This window comes from Lamprocystis purpurea DSM 4197, assembly GCF_000379525.1.
GTDB lineage: Bacteria > Pseudomonadota > Gammaproteobacteria > Chromatiales > Chromatiaceae > Thiodictyon > Thiodictyon purpureum.
The window spans coordinates 1-17397 of sequence record NZ_KB902502.1 but is presented as its reverse complement, the minus strand read 5'-3'; the positions used below and the strand labels follow the sequence as shown (position 1 = coordinate 17397).

The 17397-nt window shown below is 63.6% G+C and carries 24 protein-coding genes; 20 read left to right on the top strand and 4 right to left on the bottom strand.

All coding sequences use genetic code 11. From position 1 onward, the window contains the following. The first annotated feature begins 4 nt into the window (after positions 1-4). From A39O_RS0116240 to A39O_RS0116220, 5 genes are all read left to right on the top strand, one after another. On the top strand, positions 5-1201 hold the full coding sequence (locus tag A39O_RS0116240) for a D-alanyl-D-alanine carboxypeptidase family protein (protein WP_020505723.1): 1197 nt from the start codon (positions 5-7) through the stop codon (positions 1199-1201). Between the two features lie 33 nt (positions 1202-1234). Then, positions 1235-1543, top strand: coding sequence for a YbeD family protein (locus tag A39O_RS0116235; RefSeq protein ID WP_020505722.1), 309 nt, complete (start codon positions 1235-1237; stop codon positions 1541-1543). A gap of 14 nt (positions 1544-1557) precedes the next feature. Continuing rightward, the gene (gene lipB / locus A39O_RS0116230) at positions 1558-2202 is read left to right on the top strand and encodes a lipoyl(octanoyl) transferase LipB (protein ID WP_020505721.1); all 645 of its coding nucleotides are present in this window, start codon (positions 1558-1560) and stop codon (positions 2200-2202) included. Positions 2203-2455: 253 nt separating this feature from the next. Then, positions 2456-6313: a DUF3683 domain-containing protein gene (locus A39O_RS0116225; RefSeq protein WP_020505720.1), complete on the top strand. Its 3858-nt coding sequence runs from the start codon at positions 2456-2458 to the stop codon at positions 6311-6313. 412 nt (positions 6314-6725) lie between these two features. Next, a complete protein-coding gene (locus tag A39O_RS0116220; RefSeq protein ID WP_020505719.1) occupies positions 6726-7490 on the top strand; it encodes a hypothetical protein in 765 nt (254 codons plus the stop codon). 43 nt (positions 7491-7533) lie between these two features. Here A39O_RS0116220 and A39O_RS43160 read toward each other — a convergent pair whose 3' ends face one another. Together A39O_RS43160 and A39O_RS40915 are read right to left on the bottom strand one after the other, a co-directional pair. Beyond that, positions 7534-7665, bottom strand: a complete 132-nt coding sequence (locus A39O_RS43160; RefSeq protein WP_020505718.1) for a hypothetical protein — start codon at positions 7663-7665, stop codon at positions 7534-7536. A gap of 9 nt (positions 7666-7674) precedes the next feature. Beyond that, entirely contained in the window at positions 7675-7851 is a 177-nt protein-coding gene (locus A39O_RS40915; protein ID WP_020505717.1) for a hypothetical protein, read from the bottom strand. A gap of 433 nt (positions 7852-8284) precedes the next feature. Here A39O_RS40915 and A39O_RS0116205 point away from each other — a divergent pair, with 433 nt between their 5' ends. The 13 genes from A39O_RS0116205 (at position 8285) to A39O_RS0116165 (ending at position 14815) form a co-directional block, all read left to right on the top strand. After that, on the top strand, positions 8285-8605 hold the full coding sequence (locus A39O_RS0116205; RefSeq protein WP_020505716.1) for a YMGG-like glycine zipper-containing protein: 321 nt from the start codon (positions 8285-8287) through the stop codon (positions 8603-8605). Positions 8606-9324: 719 nt separating this feature from the next. Next, positions 9325-10530, top strand: a complete 1206-nt coding sequence (locus tag A39O_RS0116200; RefSeq protein ID WP_020505715.1) for a tyrosine-type recombinase/integrase — start codon at positions 9325-9327, stop codon at positions 10528-10530. 31 nt (positions 10531-10561) lie between these two features. Next, positions 10562-10888 (top strand): hypothetical protein, encoded by a 327-nt coding sequence (locus A39O_RS0116195; RefSeq protein WP_020505714.1) that lies wholly within the window; start codon positions 10562-10564, stop codon positions 10886-10888. A gap of 15 nt (positions 10889-10903) precedes the next feature. Further along, entirely contained in the window at positions 10904-11128 is a 225-nt protein-coding gene (locus tag A39O_RS0116190; RefSeq protein WP_020505713.1) for a hypothetical protein, read from the top strand. Positions 11129-11227: 99 nt separating this feature from the next. Beyond that, positions 11228-11878, top strand: coding sequence for a hypothetical protein (locus A39O_RS40910; RefSeq protein ID WP_157640195.1), 651 nt, complete (start codon positions 11228-11230; stop codon positions 11876-11878). Continuing rightward, entirely contained in the window at positions 11875-12024 is a 150-nt protein-coding gene (locus A39O_RS40905) for a hypothetical protein (RefSeq protein ID WP_245561911.1), read from the top strand. Before A39O_RS40910 ends, A39O_RS40905 begins: the two co-directional genes overlap by 4 nt. A gap of 3 nt (positions 12025-12027) precedes the next feature. Continuing rightward, positions 12028-12180 (top strand): hypothetical protein, encoded by a 153-nt coding sequence (locus A39O_RS41760; protein ID WP_169338452.1) that lies wholly within the window; start codon positions 12028-12030, stop codon positions 12178-12180. Positions 12181-12426: 246 nt separating this feature from the next. Further along, positions 12427-12828, top strand: coding sequence for a DnaT-like ssDNA-binding domain-containing protein (locus A39O_RS43155; RefSeq protein ID WP_281170086.1), 402 nt, complete (start codon positions 12427-12429; stop codon positions 12826-12828). 183 nt (positions 12829-13011) lie between these two features. After that, the gene (locus A39O_RS42205) at positions 13012-13185 is read left to right on the top strand and encodes a hypothetical protein (protein WP_020505710.1); all 174 of its coding nucleotides are present in this window, start codon (positions 13012-13014) and stop codon (positions 13183-13185) included. Continuing rightward, complete coding sequence (locus A39O_RS40895; RefSeq protein ID WP_157640193.1) at positions 13169-13312, top strand: hypothetical protein; 144 nt, start codon at positions 13169-13171, stop codon at positions 13310-13312. The genes A39O_RS42205 and A39O_RS40895 overlap by 17 nt, the downstream gene beginning before the upstream one ends. 348 nt (positions 13313-13660) lie before the next feature. Then, positions 13661-13984 (top strand): hypothetical protein, encoded by a 324-nt coding sequence (locus A39O_RS40890; protein ID WP_157640191.1) that lies wholly within the window; start codon positions 13661-13663, stop codon positions 13982-13984. Continuing rightward, on the top strand, positions 13878-14192 hold the full coding sequence (locus A39O_RS43595; RefSeq protein WP_407635643.1) for a phage minor head protein: 315 nt from the start codon (positions 13878-13880) through the stop codon (positions 14190-14192). Before A39O_RS40890 ends, A39O_RS43595 begins: the two co-directional genes overlap by 107 nt. Then, positions 14141-14815 carry a hypothetical protein gene (locus A39O_RS0116165; protein WP_083924712.1) on the top strand — a complete coding sequence of 225 codons (675 nt, stop codon included), beginning with the start codon at positions 14141-14143 and terminating at the stop codon, positions 14813-14815. Before A39O_RS43595 ends, A39O_RS0116165 begins: the two co-directional genes overlap by 52 nt. Here A39O_RS0116165 and A39O_RS40880 read toward each other — a convergent pair. Then, a complete protein-coding gene (locus A39O_RS40880) occupies positions 14743-15024 on the bottom strand; it encodes a hypothetical protein (RefSeq protein WP_157640187.1) in 282 nt (93 codons plus the stop codon). The genes A39O_RS0116165 and A39O_RS40880 overlap by 73 nt on opposite strands. A gap of 744 nt (positions 15025-15768) precedes the next feature. Here A39O_RS40880 and A39O_RS0116160 point away from each other — a divergent pair. Then, positions 15769-16152 (top strand): hypothetical protein, encoded by a 384-nt coding sequence (locus A39O_RS0116160; protein WP_020505707.1) that lies wholly within the window; start codon positions 15769-15771, stop codon positions 16150-16152. 640 nt (positions 16153-16792) lie between these two features. On the opposite strand, the gene A39O_RS0116155 is transcribed toward A39O_RS0116160, so the two are convergent. Next, a complete protein-coding gene (locus A39O_RS0116155; RefSeq protein ID WP_020505706.1) occupies positions 16793-17158 on the bottom strand; it encodes a Mor transcription activator family protein in 366 nt (121 codons plus the stop codon). A gap of 64 nt (positions 17159-17222) precedes the next feature. Between A39O_RS0116155 and A39O_RS0116150 the strand changes: the two genes are divergently transcribed. Next, the coding region (locus A39O_RS0116150) for a transposase (protein WP_020505705.1) at positions 17223-17397 on the top strand (175 nt) is incomplete at its 3' end.

The following is a 17397-nucleotide window of genomic DNA, read 5'->3' as shown; positions in this document are numbered from 1 at the left end:
CCCCATGAAGTTGCATCCCGCGCTGCTGCTCCTGTGTCTGCTTGCCCTCCTGCCCGCGCGGCTTGGGGCGCAGGGGGCTTCGAGCACCCCAACCAACCCTTCGATCAACCCCCCGGCGGCCCCTCAGGCGGCGCCGATCATCCCGGCCGCACCCCAGATCGAGGCCAAGGGTTATCTCCTGGTGGACTTCAATACCGGTGCCGTCCTGGCGGAGTCCAACGCCGACCTGCGGCTGGAGCCGGCCAGTCTGACCAAGATCATGACCGGCTATACCCTGTATCGGGAACTGGCCGAGGGGCATGCGCACCTGACCGACCAGGTGCTGATCAGTGAGAACGCCTGGCGCACCGGCGGCTCCAAGATGTTCGTCGAGGTCGGCAAGCGGGTCGGTCTGGAGGACCTGCTCAAGGGGATGATCATCCAGTCCGGCAACGATGCAAGCGTTGCCCTGGCCGAACATGTGGCGGGCAGCGAGCAGGTCTTTGCGGAGTTGATGAATGCCCAGGCCCAGCGGCTGGGGATGACTAACTCTCACTTCGTGAACGTCACCGGGCTGCCCGACGCCAACCACTACACCACTGCCCGCGATATCGCCAAGGTCACCGTCGCCCTGATCCGTGAGTTTCCGCAATACTATGTGTGGGACGGGACCAAGGAGTACGAATACAACGGCATCAAGCAGCACAATCGCAACCGTCTGCTGTGGCGGGATTCGACCGTGGACGGGGTCAAGACCGGCTATACCCAGAACGCCGGTTATTGCCTGGTCGCCTCGGCCAAACGCGATGACATGCGTTTGGTCTCGGTCGTCCTGGGAGCCAAGAATCCGGAAGCGCGCGCATCGGCCAGTCTGGAACTGCTGAACTATGGCTTCCGCTTCTACGAAAGTCATCGGCTCTATCCGGGCGGCGAGCCGGTGAAAAGCCTGCGGGTCTGGAAGGGTGATCGGGAGGAGGTCCCGATCGGTCCGGCGCGTGATGTCCTGGCGACCATTCCGCGTGGCCGCTACGCGGAGTTGAGCGCCCGCATGGACCAGGCGCCGACGCTCACCGCGCCGATCGCGCAGGGTACCCGGCTGGGTGACATCGTCGTCACCCTGGCCGGCGTGGAGATCACCCGGGTTCCGCTGGTGGCGCTCGAAGCCGTGGCCGAGGGCGGGCTGTGGGAACGGATCCGGGATACCGTGTTACAGTGGTTTTGATCCGGAGTGACAAAACCAAGGTGCCTGTAGGCGATGTCTGAACCGATTGAACCGATTGAACCGCTGTCCGAGCCGGCGTCCGCCACGCAGACGCTGCTCCAGTTCCCCTGCAGTTACCCCATCAAGGCGGCCGGGCGGGCGGACGGCGATTTCGCCGCCCTGGTTGTGGCGATCGTGCGCCGACATGCTCCGGAATTCGACGCGGCCGCCGTCAGCCAGCGCGAGAGCAGCGGCGGCAAGTGGCTGGCGGTGACTGTCACGATCCAGGCCGAGAGCCGGGCCCAACTCGATGCGATCTATCAGGACCTGACTGCCGACGAACGGGTCATCTGGGCACTCTAGGGCGACTGGCGGACATGACGATCGAGTCGCGCATGAACGATGGGGCACCGCTCATCGTCCGCCGTCTGGCCGGACTCCAGGATTACCGCGCAACCTGGGAGGCCATGCGTGCCTTCACCGACGCGCGCGACGCGGACACCCCGGACGCGATCTGGCTGCTGGAACACCCACCGGTCTTCACCCTGGGTCAAGCCGGCCGCCTGGAACATGTCCGTGATCCGGGCGCCATCCCGGTGGTGCAGACCGATCGCGGCGGTCAGGTGACCTACCACGGCCCTGGTCAGATCATCGCCTACCTGCTCTTCGACCTGCGCCGCTCGGGGGTCGGCGTCAAGCGCCTGGTCCATTTGCTGGAGCAGGCGGTGATCGAGTTGCTCGGCGCGAATGGGATCGTCGCCGGCGCCCGCGCGGACGCACCCGGGGTCTATGTCGCCGGAGCCAAGATCGCCGCGCTCGGCCTGCGGGTCCGTCACGGCTGCAGCTACCACGGTGTCGCGCTCAATATCGACATGGATCTCGAACCCTTCCGCCGGATCGACCCCTGCGGCTATCCGGGGCTCGCCGTTACCCAAGTGGCGGATCTGATCACCGGGGTGGACTTCGACGCGACGGCCACGGCGCTGGGTGCGGCTTTGCAGCGGGTGCTGCGGCAGCCTTAGCAAGAAACGAGCGCGCGGCGTCAACGTCCTTCGTGGGAGCGGCCTCCGGCCGCGATGGGAGCGCGCCGCAAACTCAGACGCTGCGATGGCCTCATCGCGGCCGGAGGCCGCTCCCACGGGGCACGGTGCGATTTTCATGGTCAGCATGCGGCACCACTGCGCAACCTCAGCGGATCGATGGCGAAGGTCACCTTGGGTTCGGTTACACTTTTGTGCAGTGCATGATGAACCCCCGTTGGACCCCCGACCCCCCATGATTCCCGACAGCCAGCCACGCATCCGCGAGATCCCTTACAACTACACCTCGTTTTCCGATCGGGAAATCGTGATCCGCTTCCTGGGCGAGCCGATGTGGGCGCTCATCGATACCTTGCGGGGGACCCGGCGGACTGGACGCTCGGCGCGGATGCTCTTCGAGGTGCTGGGAGACATGTGGGTCATCACCCGCAATCCTTACCTCCAGGACGATCTGCTGGAGAACCTCAAGCGGCGCCGGCTGCTGCTCGGTGCGCTGGACCATCGTCTGGATCAGTTCGAGCAGCGACTGAACGACAACGCGTCGGCGGCACAACTCCTGGCTGGCGCCCGCGCCGCGGTGGCCCGCTTCAAGGACTGGTTCGATACCGAGCGCGCGGCGCGCGCGCGGCTGCGCAAGGCGCTGGCCGGCATCACCCGCCGGGACAACCTCGATTTCGGCGGCCTGGCGCGGGTCTCGCACGCGACCGACGCGACCGACTGGCGTGTCGAGTTGCCCTTCGTCGTCATCACCCCGGACACCGAGGCCGAGGTGGCCCCCATCGTGCGCGCCTGCATCGACTGCGGCCTGAGCCTGATTCCGCGCGGCGGCGGCACCGGCTATACCGGCTCGGGCGTCCCGCTACACCCGATGACAGCCGTCATCAACACCGAAAAGCTCGAAGACCTGTCCTTCGTTGAGCGGATCGCGCTCCCCGGCGTGGCGGGGCTGGTCCCCACCGTGCGTTGCGGTGCCGGGGTGGTCACTCGTCGGGTCTCGGACCTGGCGGACGCCAGCGGGCTCGCCTTCGCGGTAGACCCGACCTCGCAGGATGCCTCCTGCATCGGCGGCAACGTGGCGATGAACGCCGGGGGCAAGAAGGCGGTGCTCTGGGGCACGGCCCTGGATAATCTGGTGTCCTGGCGCATGGTCACCCCGGATGCGGACTGGCTCCTGATCGAGCGTCTGGACCACAATCTGGGCAAGATCCACGCGCAGCAGACGGTGCGCTTCCGCTTGTCGCGCTTCGCCCCGGATGGCACCACATCGCAGGGTGAGCCCGAGATCCTGACCATGCCCGGCAGCGCCCTGCGCACGGTCGGGCTGGGCAAGGACGTGACCGACAAGTTCCTGTGCGGACTCCCCGGCGTCCAGAAGGAGGGCTGCGACGGCATTATCACCTCCGCCTGCTTCGTCCTGCACCGGATGCCGGATCATGTGCGCACCGTCTGTCTGGAGTTCTTCGGGACCGACCTGGAACTGGCGGTGCCGGCCATCTGCGAGATCAAAGACGCGGTCGACGCCCTGCCGGACGTGCAGGTAGCGGGTCTGGAGCACCTGGACGAGCGCTACGTCCGGGCGGTGGGTTACACCACCAAGGCCAATCGTCGGGAACTGCCGAAGATGGTCCTGATCGCCGACCTGGTGAGTGACGACGAGGCGGCCGTAGCCGCCGCGGCCGAGCGTGTCGTCGAACTGGCGCGGGCGCGCGATGCCGAGGGTTTCATCGCCGTCAGTGCCGAGGCGCGCAAACGCTTCTGGCTGGACCGCGCCCGCACCGCGGCCATTTCACGTCATACCAACGCTTTCAAGATCAACGAGGACGTGGTGATTCCCCTGCCGCGGCTGGCGGACTACAGCCGCGGCATCGAACGGATGAACATCGAGCAGTCGATCAGGAACAAGGACGCGATCATGGCCGCTGTTCTCGGCTACCTGGCGCAGGGGTTGCCCGAGGCGCGTCCGGCGGGCGATTACGACGACTCCGCCGAGGAGGCGGCCATCCTCGACGCCAAGCGCGACGCCGCCCGCGCCGTCGTGACCGGTGCCCGCACCCGCTGGCAGACGGTGCTGGCTCAGCTCGATGCGCCGGCGAGCGCACACCTGTCATTACTCGATGCGGCGGCACAGTCGCGGCTGCGGCCGGGCGACCTGCTGCTGGATCTGATGCTGCGGCGCGACCTGCGTCAGTCCTATCGGGAGGAGGTCGGCGCCCGGCTCGCCGAGATCTTCGCCGGGCAGGACCTGACCGGCGTGCGCGATCGGCTTGCCGCCATCCACCGCCGGGGGCGCGACTCCCGGCTCTTCATTGCCCTGCACATGCACGCCGGGGATGGCAATGTCCATACCAACATCCCCGTCCATTCAGCCGATTACGCAATGCTGCAGGAGGCTGACCGCTTGGTCGACCGGATCATGGCGCTGGCCGGCGCGCTGGGCGGGGTCATCTCCGGGGAGCACGGAATCGGCATCACCAAGCTGCGTTACCTGGAGCCGGCGAAGCTCGCGGCCTTCGTCACCTACAAGGAACGGGTGGACCCGCGCGGCCGGTTCAACCCCGGCAAGCTGATGCCGGGTTCCGGACTCGCCGGCGCCTATACGCCCTCACTGCGGTTGGTGCAGCAGGAGGCGATCATCCTGGAGGAGAGCGAGCTCGGCGCACTCAACGACGACGTGAAGCATTGTCTGCGCTGCGGCAAATGCAAGCCAAAATGCATGACCCATGTCCCGCGCGCCAACCTGCTCTATTCGCCGCGCAATAAGATCCTGGGCACCGGACTCATCATCGAAGCCTTTCTCTACGAGGACCAGACCCGGCGCGGTCTGTCGCTGCGTCACATCGATGAGATGAATGATGTGGCCGATCACTGCACCGTCTGCCACAAGTGCCTGAACCCCTGTCCGGTGTCGATCGACTTCGGCGATGTGACCATGCGCATGCGCCGCATCCTGGTCAGCCGCGGTCAGAAGCGTTTCAACCCGGGGGCCTGGGCGGCCATGCAGTTCCTCAACACCACGCACCCGCGCACCATCCGCTTTCTGCGCAAGGGCCTGGCCCAGTGGGGGTTCGCCGCGCTCAACCTGGCGCACGGGGCGGCACGCACCCTGGGTCTCACCCACGCGCGCACCGCGCATCCCAGGGCCACCACCGGCCGGCCCGCCATCGCCGGTCAAGTGCTGGACCTGGTGAGCCGGCCGATTCGGGTGCAACTGCCCAAGCGCGGCTTCCGCCAGGTGCTGGACCTGGAGGACCGCACCCAGGTGCCTATCCTGCGCGACCCGCGCCAGAGCGCGGACGATGCCGAGGCGGTCTTCTACTTCCCCGGCTGCGGGTCGGAACGCCTGTTCTCGGATGTCGGGCTGGCCGTACTCGCCATGCTCTACCGCCAGGGCGCCCAGATCGTCCTGCCCCCCGGCTATCTGTGCTGCGGCTATCCGCAACGCGCCGCGGGCCTGGAGGCGCGCGGCCGGCAGCTCACCATGGAAAACCGCGTCCTCTTCCATCGCGTCGCCAATACACTTAACTATCTGGACATCCGCACCGTCCTGGTCTCCTGCGGCACCTGCATGGATCAACTCCTGCAATACGAATTCGGGCAAATCTTTCCCGGCTGCCGATTGCTCGACATTCATGAGTGGCTGATGGAAAAAGGCATCAGTCTTGATGGCGTGCCTGGGGTCCAATACCTCTACCACGACCCCTGTCATACACCCATGAAGACCTATGCCCCGGTCAAGGTAGCGGCAAGCCTGATGGGCCAGGATGTGCGGCTCTCCGAGCGCTGCTGCGGCGAGGCCGGCACCCTGGGCACCGCCCGGCCCGACATCGCCAATCAGGTGCGCTTTCGCAAACAAGAGGAACTGATCGGCGCCATCCGCGGCCTGACCGGAACCGACCGTGTGACCAACGGCGAGGTCAAACTGCTCACCGCCTGTCCGGCCTGTCAGCAGGGGCTCGCCAAGTACGCCGACGACACCGGCCTCACCACGGACTACATCGTCGTCGAATTGGCCCGCCGGCTGCTCGGCGAGGGCTGGCAGGCCGCATTCATCAAGCAAGTGCAGGCCGGCGGAATCGAGCGGGTCTTGCTGTAGGGCGCAATAGCGCAGCGGCGTGCGCCGCATGTTGCCCAATCGCGATCGAGCGGTTGACCGCGTTGGGGTCTCGGCGCGCGGACTCCCCGTGACACCGCCCGGACTCTCGCGACACCGCTCCGCGGTGTCGCGCATCGTCGTGGCGCTCCGCGCCACGAGCCTCACGCCGGAATAGGTGCGCGCGGTCTTGCCTTGGCACGCGAAAACAGACGGTTAACGCTCGCCATCACTCGCCATTCTGGCGCGCATTGTCGGGTTACGCTACCCTAAACCGACCTTGGCTGCTGCTTGGCCGGTTCCCGAGCCGGTAAGGCAGTGATATACCGTTCTTCTTGCGTCCGGAACGATGATCAACGCCCGTGAAGCAGACCCATCGAAATTGCGAACGATCATCAAACAGCCGATGGAATAGATGAACATGACCAATAGATTGCTCACCCGCTTGGATGAGATCGGTGCGTCGCTCGAACGCTCAGGCCATGCCCTTGCGCTGATTGGTCTGGGCTCCGTCGGCGTTGAACTGGAGCGACTGGATGCCTGGTCGGATCTGGATTTTTTCGCGATCGTGGAGCAGGGTCACAAGGGTCGTTATCTCAGCAATCTCGATTGGTTGAGTTGCCTGTGTCCGCTCGCCTATCAGTTCCGGAATACGCCGGATGGCTTTAAGGTGCTGTTCCAGGATGGTATTTTCTGCGAGTTCGCGGTGTTTGAGCTTGCCGAGTTAGGCACTATTCCGTTTTCCCGTGGGCGAATCGTTTGGAAGGTGCCCGGTCTGAATGAGGATATCGCCGAACCTGTTGTTCCCCTTCCGGCCGTCTGCCAGAGCGCGACGGAGTGGTTGGTCGGCGAGGCATTGACCAATCTGCTTGTTGGTCTGGGGCGATTCCGGCGCGGCGAAAAGTTGTCGGCGAGTCGCTTTATTCAGCAGTACGCGGTGGACCGGGTCTTGGAGTTATCCGCCGTCATTGCGCAAGAGATAGGGGCGCCTAGGGATGCATTCGCCAATGAACGGCGTTTTGAGCAGCGGTTCCCCGGTGTAGCACAAGAACTCCCGTGTTTCATTCAAGGCTATGACCACAGTTGTGAGTCTGCGCAAGCGATTCTCGCGTTCCTGGAGAGACATTTTGATGTCAATCAGGCGGTGGCTGACACCATTCGCAAGCTCTGTAATCCATAATGTCCGAGGTAATTGATGCCTCCGGCTGTTGAGAAGCAGCCAATCATGAAGTGACCTGTTCGGGCTGGACCGGACAGTCAGCCTCTATGATCTGATCAACACCTTCTTTGACGGCGCGGCGGCCTTCCAGTTCGCCGTCATCGAGACCGTGCAGGTCCTGATCCAGCAGGATCATGTCGGTCGGCTAGGGTTCGCCGGTCGGCAACGCCTGCTTGACGAACAGGTCGTGGGCCTCGGGACCTGGCTTGTCGGGCGGGATCAGGTCGCCGGCCGCGAGCGCCACGAGGTCGCCGGGAAGCACCTTGATCACGGCGACCTCCGTAGGCTTGCCGTCGCTGATCCCCCGCGTCCGCACCGACACCGCCTTTCCTTCGCCATTGTGCGTTGGCGCACCGAAGGGCCGTCACGAAATGGGTAGTCTATGCCCCATAGCGATGTGAGGCCTCGTGCCACGCGCCGGCTATGATCACCCTGGTCATAGCGCAATGCCATATCAGCATGCCGTCGAACAAGTCAAGGGCCGTTATGAAAGCATCAACAAGAGCCTGAGGCGACGGTTGCGCAGCCGTACGGCAATTGGCGTCACGCGCCGCGCAGAACGCGCCCATGCGTGGTGCCGCTCACGCGCCGACCGTTGCCGCCTACGATTAGAACGGAGACGGTAAGAAACTGTCTATTCATGGCTTCCTGATTGTTAGCCAATGTTGGCGTTCACAGTGGGAAACAATGGATCGACAGTTTGTAAGCCACCGCGACGCGGGGCTTTTGGTATCGTCAACCCTGGAGAACACTCGATGAAACTCACCACTGCCTCTATACTCGTGACCACCTTGGCCATTCTGTCCGGCTGCGGCACGACGACCGCCTCGCGGACCGGCAGCTCGGCCGCCCTCGGTGCGCTCAGCGGAGCCGCGATCGGCTCGCTGAGCGGCGACGCGGGTAAGGGTGCACTGATCGGCGCCGGCGCCGGTGCCATCGGCGGCCTGATCTACGATCAAAACCAGAAAACTCAGCAGAACAATCAGAACTACCGGTATCAAACCTACCAAAACAACAGGTATCAAAACACCCGATACCGGAACAACCAGTATCAGGATAACGGATTTGATTGGTAGGTGCTAAATAGCAGGTCAAGGCCGCCCAGCGGTTGAGACGCGGGTCACGCCGAGTCGCCTCTGGCCGACAGCCCAGCCCCGTGGTCGGCGCTGCGTGCGGTGCCTCCCCCTCCTCTTGGAGAATAGGCGTCGCAGGCGCCGTACCGCCTTCCCGGTGTGCGAACCTCATCATTGATCTCGGACTGCATCATCCGAAGATGCTGTCGCAACCGCTGCGGCTCTAGGGTCAGGGCATTCTTCTCCCCGGTCAGCGCCGTTTCCCGGGCACTGGCCTCAACCACTGCTGCCCGATGCTCAGCGAGGCGGCTGAGCGAATGCCGCGTCCCTGGCGGATGGTCTTCAGGAGATATTGAGGCGCTGCGCTCGTCTCGCCCCGGGACACTTGGCGGAGCACGCAAGGACGATCGAGGGACGGGTCACTCTGGTGAAAAATGACGATCAATAAACGCTTCGCACATTCTGCGGCACACCTGAAAAGAACAGGCGCCATAAAGGCGCCTTAAGTTATTGAAAGTATGGTGCGTCCTGCGCGACTCGAACGCGCGACCACCTGATTAAAAGTCTGAGAGTCGCCCTTTCGCTCGGTTACTATCGATTACGATTCCTTACGCTGCAACAACAGTTTAGCCCGTTCGCTTGTGCTATCCTTTACTGCACGGTACGCCCTGATTCGCCCCCTTCTGGTGACTCAGTGGTGACTCAAATTTGAGGGCGGAAAGGTGAAGCTGACAAAGCGAGTCGTAGACGCGGCCCGGTATGCGGGCGAGAACAACGCCCGGTGCGTCCTGTGGGATGACGAAGTGCCGGGGTTCGGCTGTCGGGTCTATCCGGGAGGTCGCAAGGCATTCGTGCTGTCCTACCGAGTCGGGGACCGCAAGCGCCTGTTGACCATCGGGACCTATGGCGTCCTAACCCTGGACCAAGCCCGCACCGTAGCCCGGTCGGAACTGGCGAAGGTCGAGACCGAAGGCGCCGATCCGGTCGCGACCCGCGAGCAGGAACGCCAAGGCGAGACCATGCGCGACCTGTGCGCCGCCTACATGGATCGGCACGGCAACGCCAAGAAGTCAGGCGACGAGGACCAACGGCGGATCAACGCCTACGTCCTGCCCAAGTGGGGAAGCCTCAAGGCGCGGGCGATCACCCGGCCGGACGTGGAAACCTTGCATCGCACCATCGGCAAGCGCGCCCCCTATGAGGCCAACCGGGTGCTTGCCCTGCTGTCCAAGATGTTCGAGCTTGCCCGCCGCTGGGGATTCGTTCCCGACGGCCACGGCAACCCGGCCCGCGACATTGACCGCTTCACGGAAGCCAAGCGCGACCGCTGGGTAACGCATGACGAACTACCCCGTCTCGCCCAGGCGATCAACGAAGAACCGAACGCATCGGCCCGCGCCGCCCTGTGGCTGTACCTGCTGACTGGCGCCCGCAAGACCGAGCTACTCACGGCCCAATGGTCCGATGTGGATTGGACACGGGCGGAACTACGCTTGCCCGACACCAAGGCCGGCCGGGTGCATTACATCCCGCTGAGCCCGCCTGCCGTGGCCCTGCTGCGCGACCTGCCCCAGACCGAGGGCAACCCCTACGTCCTGCCCGGCAAGCTGCCAGGCGCCCACCTGGTCAACATCAGCAAGCCATGGGGGCGAGTCCGCACGGCGGCCGGGGTCGCTGATGTGCGACTGCATGACCTTCGCCGCACGGTCGGTTCATGGCTCGCACAGTCCGGCAATTCCCTGCACCTGATCGGCCGGGTTCTGAATCACTCCAACCAGTCAACCACCGCGGTCTATGCCCGGTTCGGCGAGGACTCGGTACGGGCGGCCCTGGACCAACACGGCGCCCGGCTCATGGGGGCGGCCGGACTGACCCCAAGCGCAGAGGTTGCCGAGCTTGCGCCCCGTGCCCGGACCGCCGCCAAGTGACCCGCCCCTCTTTCACCCGGAGCCCGCACCCGTGACCACCTTCATTCTTGACACCCTGGCCTATTCCGAAACCCTCAGAGCTGGCGGGTTCAGCGAGCAGCAAGCCGCAACCCAGGCCCGCGCATTGGCCGAAATCCTGGATCGGCAAATGGCGACCAAGGCCGAGGTTGCCGAGCACGAGAACAACCTACAGCACGCAATTGAAGTCTTACGCCTGGAATTGAAGCGCGACCTTGCCGAGACCAACACCCGGATTGCCGAGACGAAAGCCGACTTGACCCGATGGGTTATTGGCGTGGGCTTTCTGCAAACGACCATCATCATCGGCGTTCTGTTGAAGGTCGCGAAGCTGGTTTAACAACACGAGAAACCTATGACCGCAGACATTGAAAGCCTGGTACTCGAACACTTGCGCGCGATGCGAGGGGATATCGCAGACATCAAGCAACGGCTCGACCGTATGGACCTGAGGATGTCTGTCATGGAACAGACGCTAGGCGGCCTGTATGCCCTTTCTGCCAGTGACCGGGAAACCCTACAAACCGTTATTCATCGCGTTGAGCGCATCGAACGGCGGTTGGAACTGACCGACCACTGACCTGTTACGGCCGGGTCTAGGCTGATCCCCGAACGGGCGGCCCCTTCACCGCCCTGACCCGGCCACCTTCTTGAAGGCTTGCGCCCGAAGGTGCGCGTTATGACTGAAATTTCCGAGTTATTGGACGATCTGTATGACTTGGAAGCGCATAAGGAATTACCGCCAATACTCCGATACGGCAATGGGAAAAGGCATTGCACCGGCCATACACCGGAGTCGGATAATTGGTGGGAAGATGACGTGAATAGCCGCATAAAGGACGCATTAGAGCGCGCTGCATACGATATGGACCGCGCATCAAATGCACGCAGCATGGGTGCCAAGGCGCGCGCGGCGAAGGCCCGAGCCGATAACGAATGGATGCGCCCGATCTTCGATCAAGCGTATTCCCAGCTTGAGGCAGACGGATCAAAGCAGCGCGGACATACCAAGCTGCTGTTGGTGACGCTTCGTATCGTAGGAACTGGACACCCGGATCACCACCGCCGCGGCGATATCAAGGACCGCCACGCCCGCGCCTATCTCGCTAACCGCCGCGCCGAAAAAAATCCGGTACGTTTGCTTAGCACTCGTACCAGTTCGGTAGAGCGACCACCACCGCCCCGCGTACCTTTGCCGTGGAACGAAAACCACGGTAAAGGAACTCACAATGTCAGAATCAATAGCAACCCCTCAAGACCCTTCACACCGAGCGACGCGAAGCCGCCCGGCTTGGCTTCTCCGTCAAGACCCTGCAAGGCTGGCGGTTGAAGGGGGACGGCCCGCCCTTCTTGAAGATCGGCCCGAGCGTGCGCTACGACCCCACGGCGGTTGACGCCTGGCTGAATGATCGCATCCGCACCAATACCGGACCATCGGCCGGACCCGCCCCAGCAAGTCGGGCGCGGGGATGCTGAACCATGGACCCCACCAACCAGACCCCGGCCCAGAGCGGCCGGCCGGGCGATCCTGCCAAGGATCCACGCCCCAAACGTGAGAATGCCGCGGGGGCAAACCGCGGCACCAAGGGACAGAGCAGGCTACGCCTACCCTGGTATTGCGCGGATCGCTGAACAGCTTGGGCAGGGTGAGCGACAGGCCCGTTACAACCTCGCGGAACTGAGATGTCGGGGCATCCTGACCGCACACCCGCGGGGGAAGCTGGGAGGGGGGCGCACGTCGAACGGGTACCAGTTCGACCTTGAGGCGTTGCCCTATCCGCCGACCAAACCAAACCGGCAACCCATTGCCGCTTTGACTGGGCAAACCGGCAATCCATTGCCGCTTCAAGCCGACAATCCAGCGTAGGCAAACCGGCAATGGGTTGCAGGGGCTATGAACCATCAGGGGATCCGTCAGGAGAACCGTCAGGAGTACGCGCCGACGAAAAACGTCGGTCGCGTGCGTCGCGTGCGTTGCGTGCGTCACCGACGAAATGCCCTTCGGACTGGGAGCCTGACGCGATGTCTCAGAAGTGGATCGAGAGCTTCGGGGTAACTGTCGAGGCCGCGCGTCCTGCGGTTCTGGAGTTCCGCGGCTATTGGGCTGAACGGACCACGAAGCGCGCCGACTGGCAGTCCAGCTTTCGCAAGAACGGCAAGGTCGAGGGAACCCTAATCAGGCTCCGCGACGCTGGCAGCAAATCGGCCGGGGCGAGTTTCCGCGCATCCGGACCCGAACCGACCGGAGCCGCCTACCGCTACTTCGCCCCCGAGGATTGACCATGAACCTGTCAGACCTTCACGTTCCGCCGCATTCGATCCATGCCGAGCAGGCTTTGATTGGCTGTCTCAAGCCAAGGGAGGGGATGCGCGGGCGGCCCGCCTGATCCTAGACCGCTGTTTGCCTGCCCTACGGCCCCAGGACGCGCCTGTGCCGCTGCCCCCTGGGTTGACCTGTCCGACTTGGCCGGCGCCCCTACGGCCGTCCTGGCGGCCCTATCGGCGGGGACCATCGGCACCGATCAGGCCGGCGCCCTGGCTGGCGTCATGGCGTCGCTGGTCAAGGTCCGCGAGGCAACCGAACTTGAAGCCCGCATCATTCGATTGGAGGAATCCGCCAATGGCAGAAAGCCTTGAACGCAGGCTTGAGGCCCTGGAAGCCAAGACCGCCACGGTAGAGCAATCGACCCTGCTGATCTACCGAAGCCCTGTCGAGCTTGCAACCATGCTGGCACAGGCGACCGCACGGGTTCATCGGGCTTGACCGGAGCCCGGTCGATTCATCGGCGCAACCTATCAGGTACGGTTTTTGCTCATACGGGGAATAAATGACGTGCGCGAATAAAGCAAACCCTATGCCCAATAGGCACCGCCTATTGACCGGCGCCCGAGGTTTGGGTATCCCTTGACGACGGCGCACTCGCCGACCGATGATGCCCCCGCCGTCACTCATTGGCGGCCGGGTTTGGTACCCCGGACAGCATGAGGCCCACAGGCCGCGAAAGCGGTTTTGTCGTGCCTGCCTTCTATGGCGGGAACGCGCGGGGGAGCCGCAAGGAGGCATCTGGGGTGGTCGCTTCAACGATGGCAACCATTACGAGTGGCCCGCGGAGTGAACGATGTCACCCTTGCCGCCGATGGTGGCGTTGGCCCTCTCCAGCCGCTGGAGCCTTTGCCATTCGCTGAAGCGATCACCTGGGCAAAGGCCAGGGGAGTGGTTCTGCCCGGCCCCTACTATAACGACCTGCAGGGTCTGGCGCGGGCCATGTCCTTCAGTATCGCGGGGCTCGCCAAGCTCGATCAGTTGCAGGCGGTCAAGGATTCGCTCGATGCCGTGCTGGAGACGGGCGAAAGTTTCGGCGGCTGGAAGAAGCGGGTGGCGTCCGGCGAGATTCCCCTGGACCTCCCGCCCCCATCGCCTGGAAAATATTTTTAGGACCAATGTGCAGGGAGCCTATAACCGCGGGCGCTATGAACAACAGATGGCTGCGGTTGCTGCTTTCCCCTGGTTTCTTTATGACGCTGTGAACGATTCACGTACTCGCCCGGCTCATTCCGCAATGGATGGAAAGACTTGGGATCCCTTGAGACCTTGCTCAGCGAGTACGCCTACCGCCTGCCGGGTGACCTGCCACACGGGGTGAAGTTCGTGAAGGAAGGCGGACCGGATGATGATTTCTACATGGGCACCAACGGCAAGGGCGGATTCTATTTCCGCGAAGTCGAGTATGGAACCTTCAACTCGCGCCGTGACCTCTTTGGCGGGCTGGCGAAGTGTGCGGACAAGCAGCGCCCCCAGATGACACGTGACGAGGAATACGCCCTCGAATCCCTGTGGCACGAAATTTGGCACAACCGGCAAACGGGGATGGATGCCGTTGCGGCGCTGGAGCCGACGCATCCAGTGCGCCGATTTGCCGAAACCTTGAATCAAGCGGCTGCCAGGCTGACCTACCCGAGCTTTATCGAGCGATTGGGAGGGCAATCGGTGCATCAGGATTGGGTCATTGACAACGGTTATGGCTACGCGGCCACCGTCAGCCGCTTCTGGCAGATCGTGCGGGAATGCGGTCTTAGTCCGCTGGATGTCGCCGGGGAGTTGGCCACGGTGAATCGCGAGGCCAATCTACTGGAAGGCGCCAAGCAGGTTGCGAAACTTCTTGGCCGGCGTAGCGGTTACCCGGCGGACAAGATTCAGGCGGCCTTAGACTTGTTGCTGGCGAAGGATGCGCTGTTTCTCTCTCGACTTGGCGGGATCAAGTCATGATTCAGCAGGTTGAGTCTGACGTAATCCTGATCTGATATCCGGCGGGCGTAGGCTTCAGCGCGTTGTCCATCGCCGCGCATGGCGAACAACATACTCAAGTCCTCAAGCGCCCGATCCAGCGTGAGCCCGGCCCGATAGGCGTCTGCATCCCCGTCCCCCAAATAGCGCAGTTCGTCAGGGGTCGGGTGGTGGTCGAAGATGGTTTCCATGGTCGGTGTCCTCGTCGTTGCCTAGTGTCAGTATAGCCCAGCCAGTGCGAGTGATCCCGGCCCGTGCCCTCCAGTTGACACCCCGTGGGTGTCCGCTCGATCTGGCCGCCCTGAAGATCCACGGGCGCCGCATCGCGAAGGCACTGGCGCCGATCCTGCCGCAGCTGGTTCGAGGTCCCGGTTCGAGGTTGGCGGCCGGGCGGATTCCGGGGCCGATCCTGACCCGCTGGCAACCTCCCAGGAACCGCGGACGGCCGTCACCCTCTGGCGTGCTGTCTACTTTAGTAGCTTCCGTCCTCGCGCGCGTGGGGCGCACGTATAGGCGTACACCTTGAGGTCAAGGAGCGAGACTTCCGTCCTCGCGCGCGGGGTAGACCCTAAATACGACACGCGTGTCGTATTTGCCGCGAGCGTAAAGCCCATGCCCGATAGTGGTTGCCTATCGACCGGCGCCCGAGGTTCGGATAGCTCTTGACGCACCCGCACCTGCCGACTGATGATGATCCTGCCGCTCCACATGGGCGGCCGGGATTCGAACCCCGGAACACTCAGGCGCATCAAGCGCCCCCTGTCCATGCCGGCGCTTTTTTCATGCCCGCGTGGTTTGTCCATGGCGGGATGCGCGGGGCTACCTTCGGGTAGGCCGGTCCCTGAGTCCGGTAGTTCGAACCCCGCGTGTTCCCGCCGCCCCCGATTCGAACCCAGGGTGCTGCGGTTCCCTCACCAACTCAGGAACCCCACGACATGACCGCATCCACGACACCCACCGACACCACACCAGCCAACCCCCTTGAAGCCCACGAACTCGCCCTGTACACCCGGTACCGCCTGCTTCATGGCGCGCCCGATATCGGCGCGGCCTTGCGTGGTATCGAGGCGATTGCGGAATTGTTGATCGCTGCCGAGGTAGACCGCGAGGGAGCCATTGACGAGGGAGGCGACGCCCCAGGCTGGCAACGACCTTTCACCGCTGGCCGTCATTGCGCACTGATCGGCGCCGCTGCCGTGCTGGCGCGGTATGCACATGACACCATCCGTGGGGTGATCGGGGAAGGCGCCGACGACCGCATGATGTGGGGCTCTGATGACCACCTGGACGGGGACCTGTTCCGGTCCAGCCGCAGTTGACCACCTGACCCCCGCCGATACCAACCGAGCCCGCCCTGTGCGGGCTTTTTTCTGAACTCTGAACGGCCGGAAAGACACCCTCCAGGAGCCCGAGCCCGAGGCCCTGGACACCCTCCAGGAGCCCAAGCCCGCCGCGGCTGGTTCGAGGTCCCGGTGTCGGCTCAAAGAAGTCGGATTTGAAATCCGGCTTAACCTCCCATGGGCACGCGGCCGGCTCGCCCTGGTGTCCGGCGCCGACGCCGTGAGACTACCGTTTGTCAGACTGACGAGCGGTAGGCCGCTGGTGACTTTGCTCCGCGTGGTGACTCTATGGTGACTCAAACGAAAACGGCTCAGGGCCGAAGCGCCTAAGCCGTTGTTTTTTTGGTGCGCCCTGCGCGACTCGAACGCGCGACCACCTGATTAAAAGTCCGCGCCTTTAGCACGACACAACAAGAACTAACATACAAATCAGTCTATTGTGCGCCTTATGGTGTCAGACTGAATTGGTAATTATTGCAATTTGTCGCCTTCAGTGTCCCTTAATTGTCCCATGGATTACTTGCGCCCTATGGGATTCGTGGGGGCCGTTCGGTGTTGTATCCGTGTAAGCGGCTTTTTCGGGCCGTTTGTGGGATTACAGTTTGTTGTATCGCTCGTCCTAATCCGTCCCCGACTGCTCGCGCGCCAGTATCGTGCGCACCCACCGCAGTGAGATACCCTCGGCCCGCGCAATCGCCCCCGCCGTCTGCCCATCCGCGCGCAGTTGCAGCACGCGCTGCGCACGCTCTGCCGCGGCCAAGCCCAAGAGCTTCGGCACGCCGATTTCCTCGCCGGCATACCAGCGCTGAAGCTGGGCGTAGATCTCGGGGCCAAGCCGCCGCGCCAGTTCGGTGTCAAGCCGCGGCTTGGTATGCACGCGGATGCGCAGCCCGCCATAGGCCCGCACCAGCACGGCTAGGCCGTCCGGCCCCAGGGCATCGCGCAGGTTACGCTGGTGCGGGGTGGGGGCGCTGCCGGGGGCCATATAGTGGACCCTGAAAACCGGACAGTAATTTAAGCTCGCGTCGAACCAAAAGGGGCATATCATAATGGGCGAAGCGAAGCGCAAGACGTACACGGCATCCTTCAAGGCCAAAGTCGGCCTGGAGGCGATCCGCGGGGTCAAAACGACGAACGAGATCGGACAGGAGCATGGAGTCCATCCGGTCCAGGTGGGGCAGTGGAAAAAGGAGATCCTGGAGCAGGCCGGGACGCTGTTTGAAA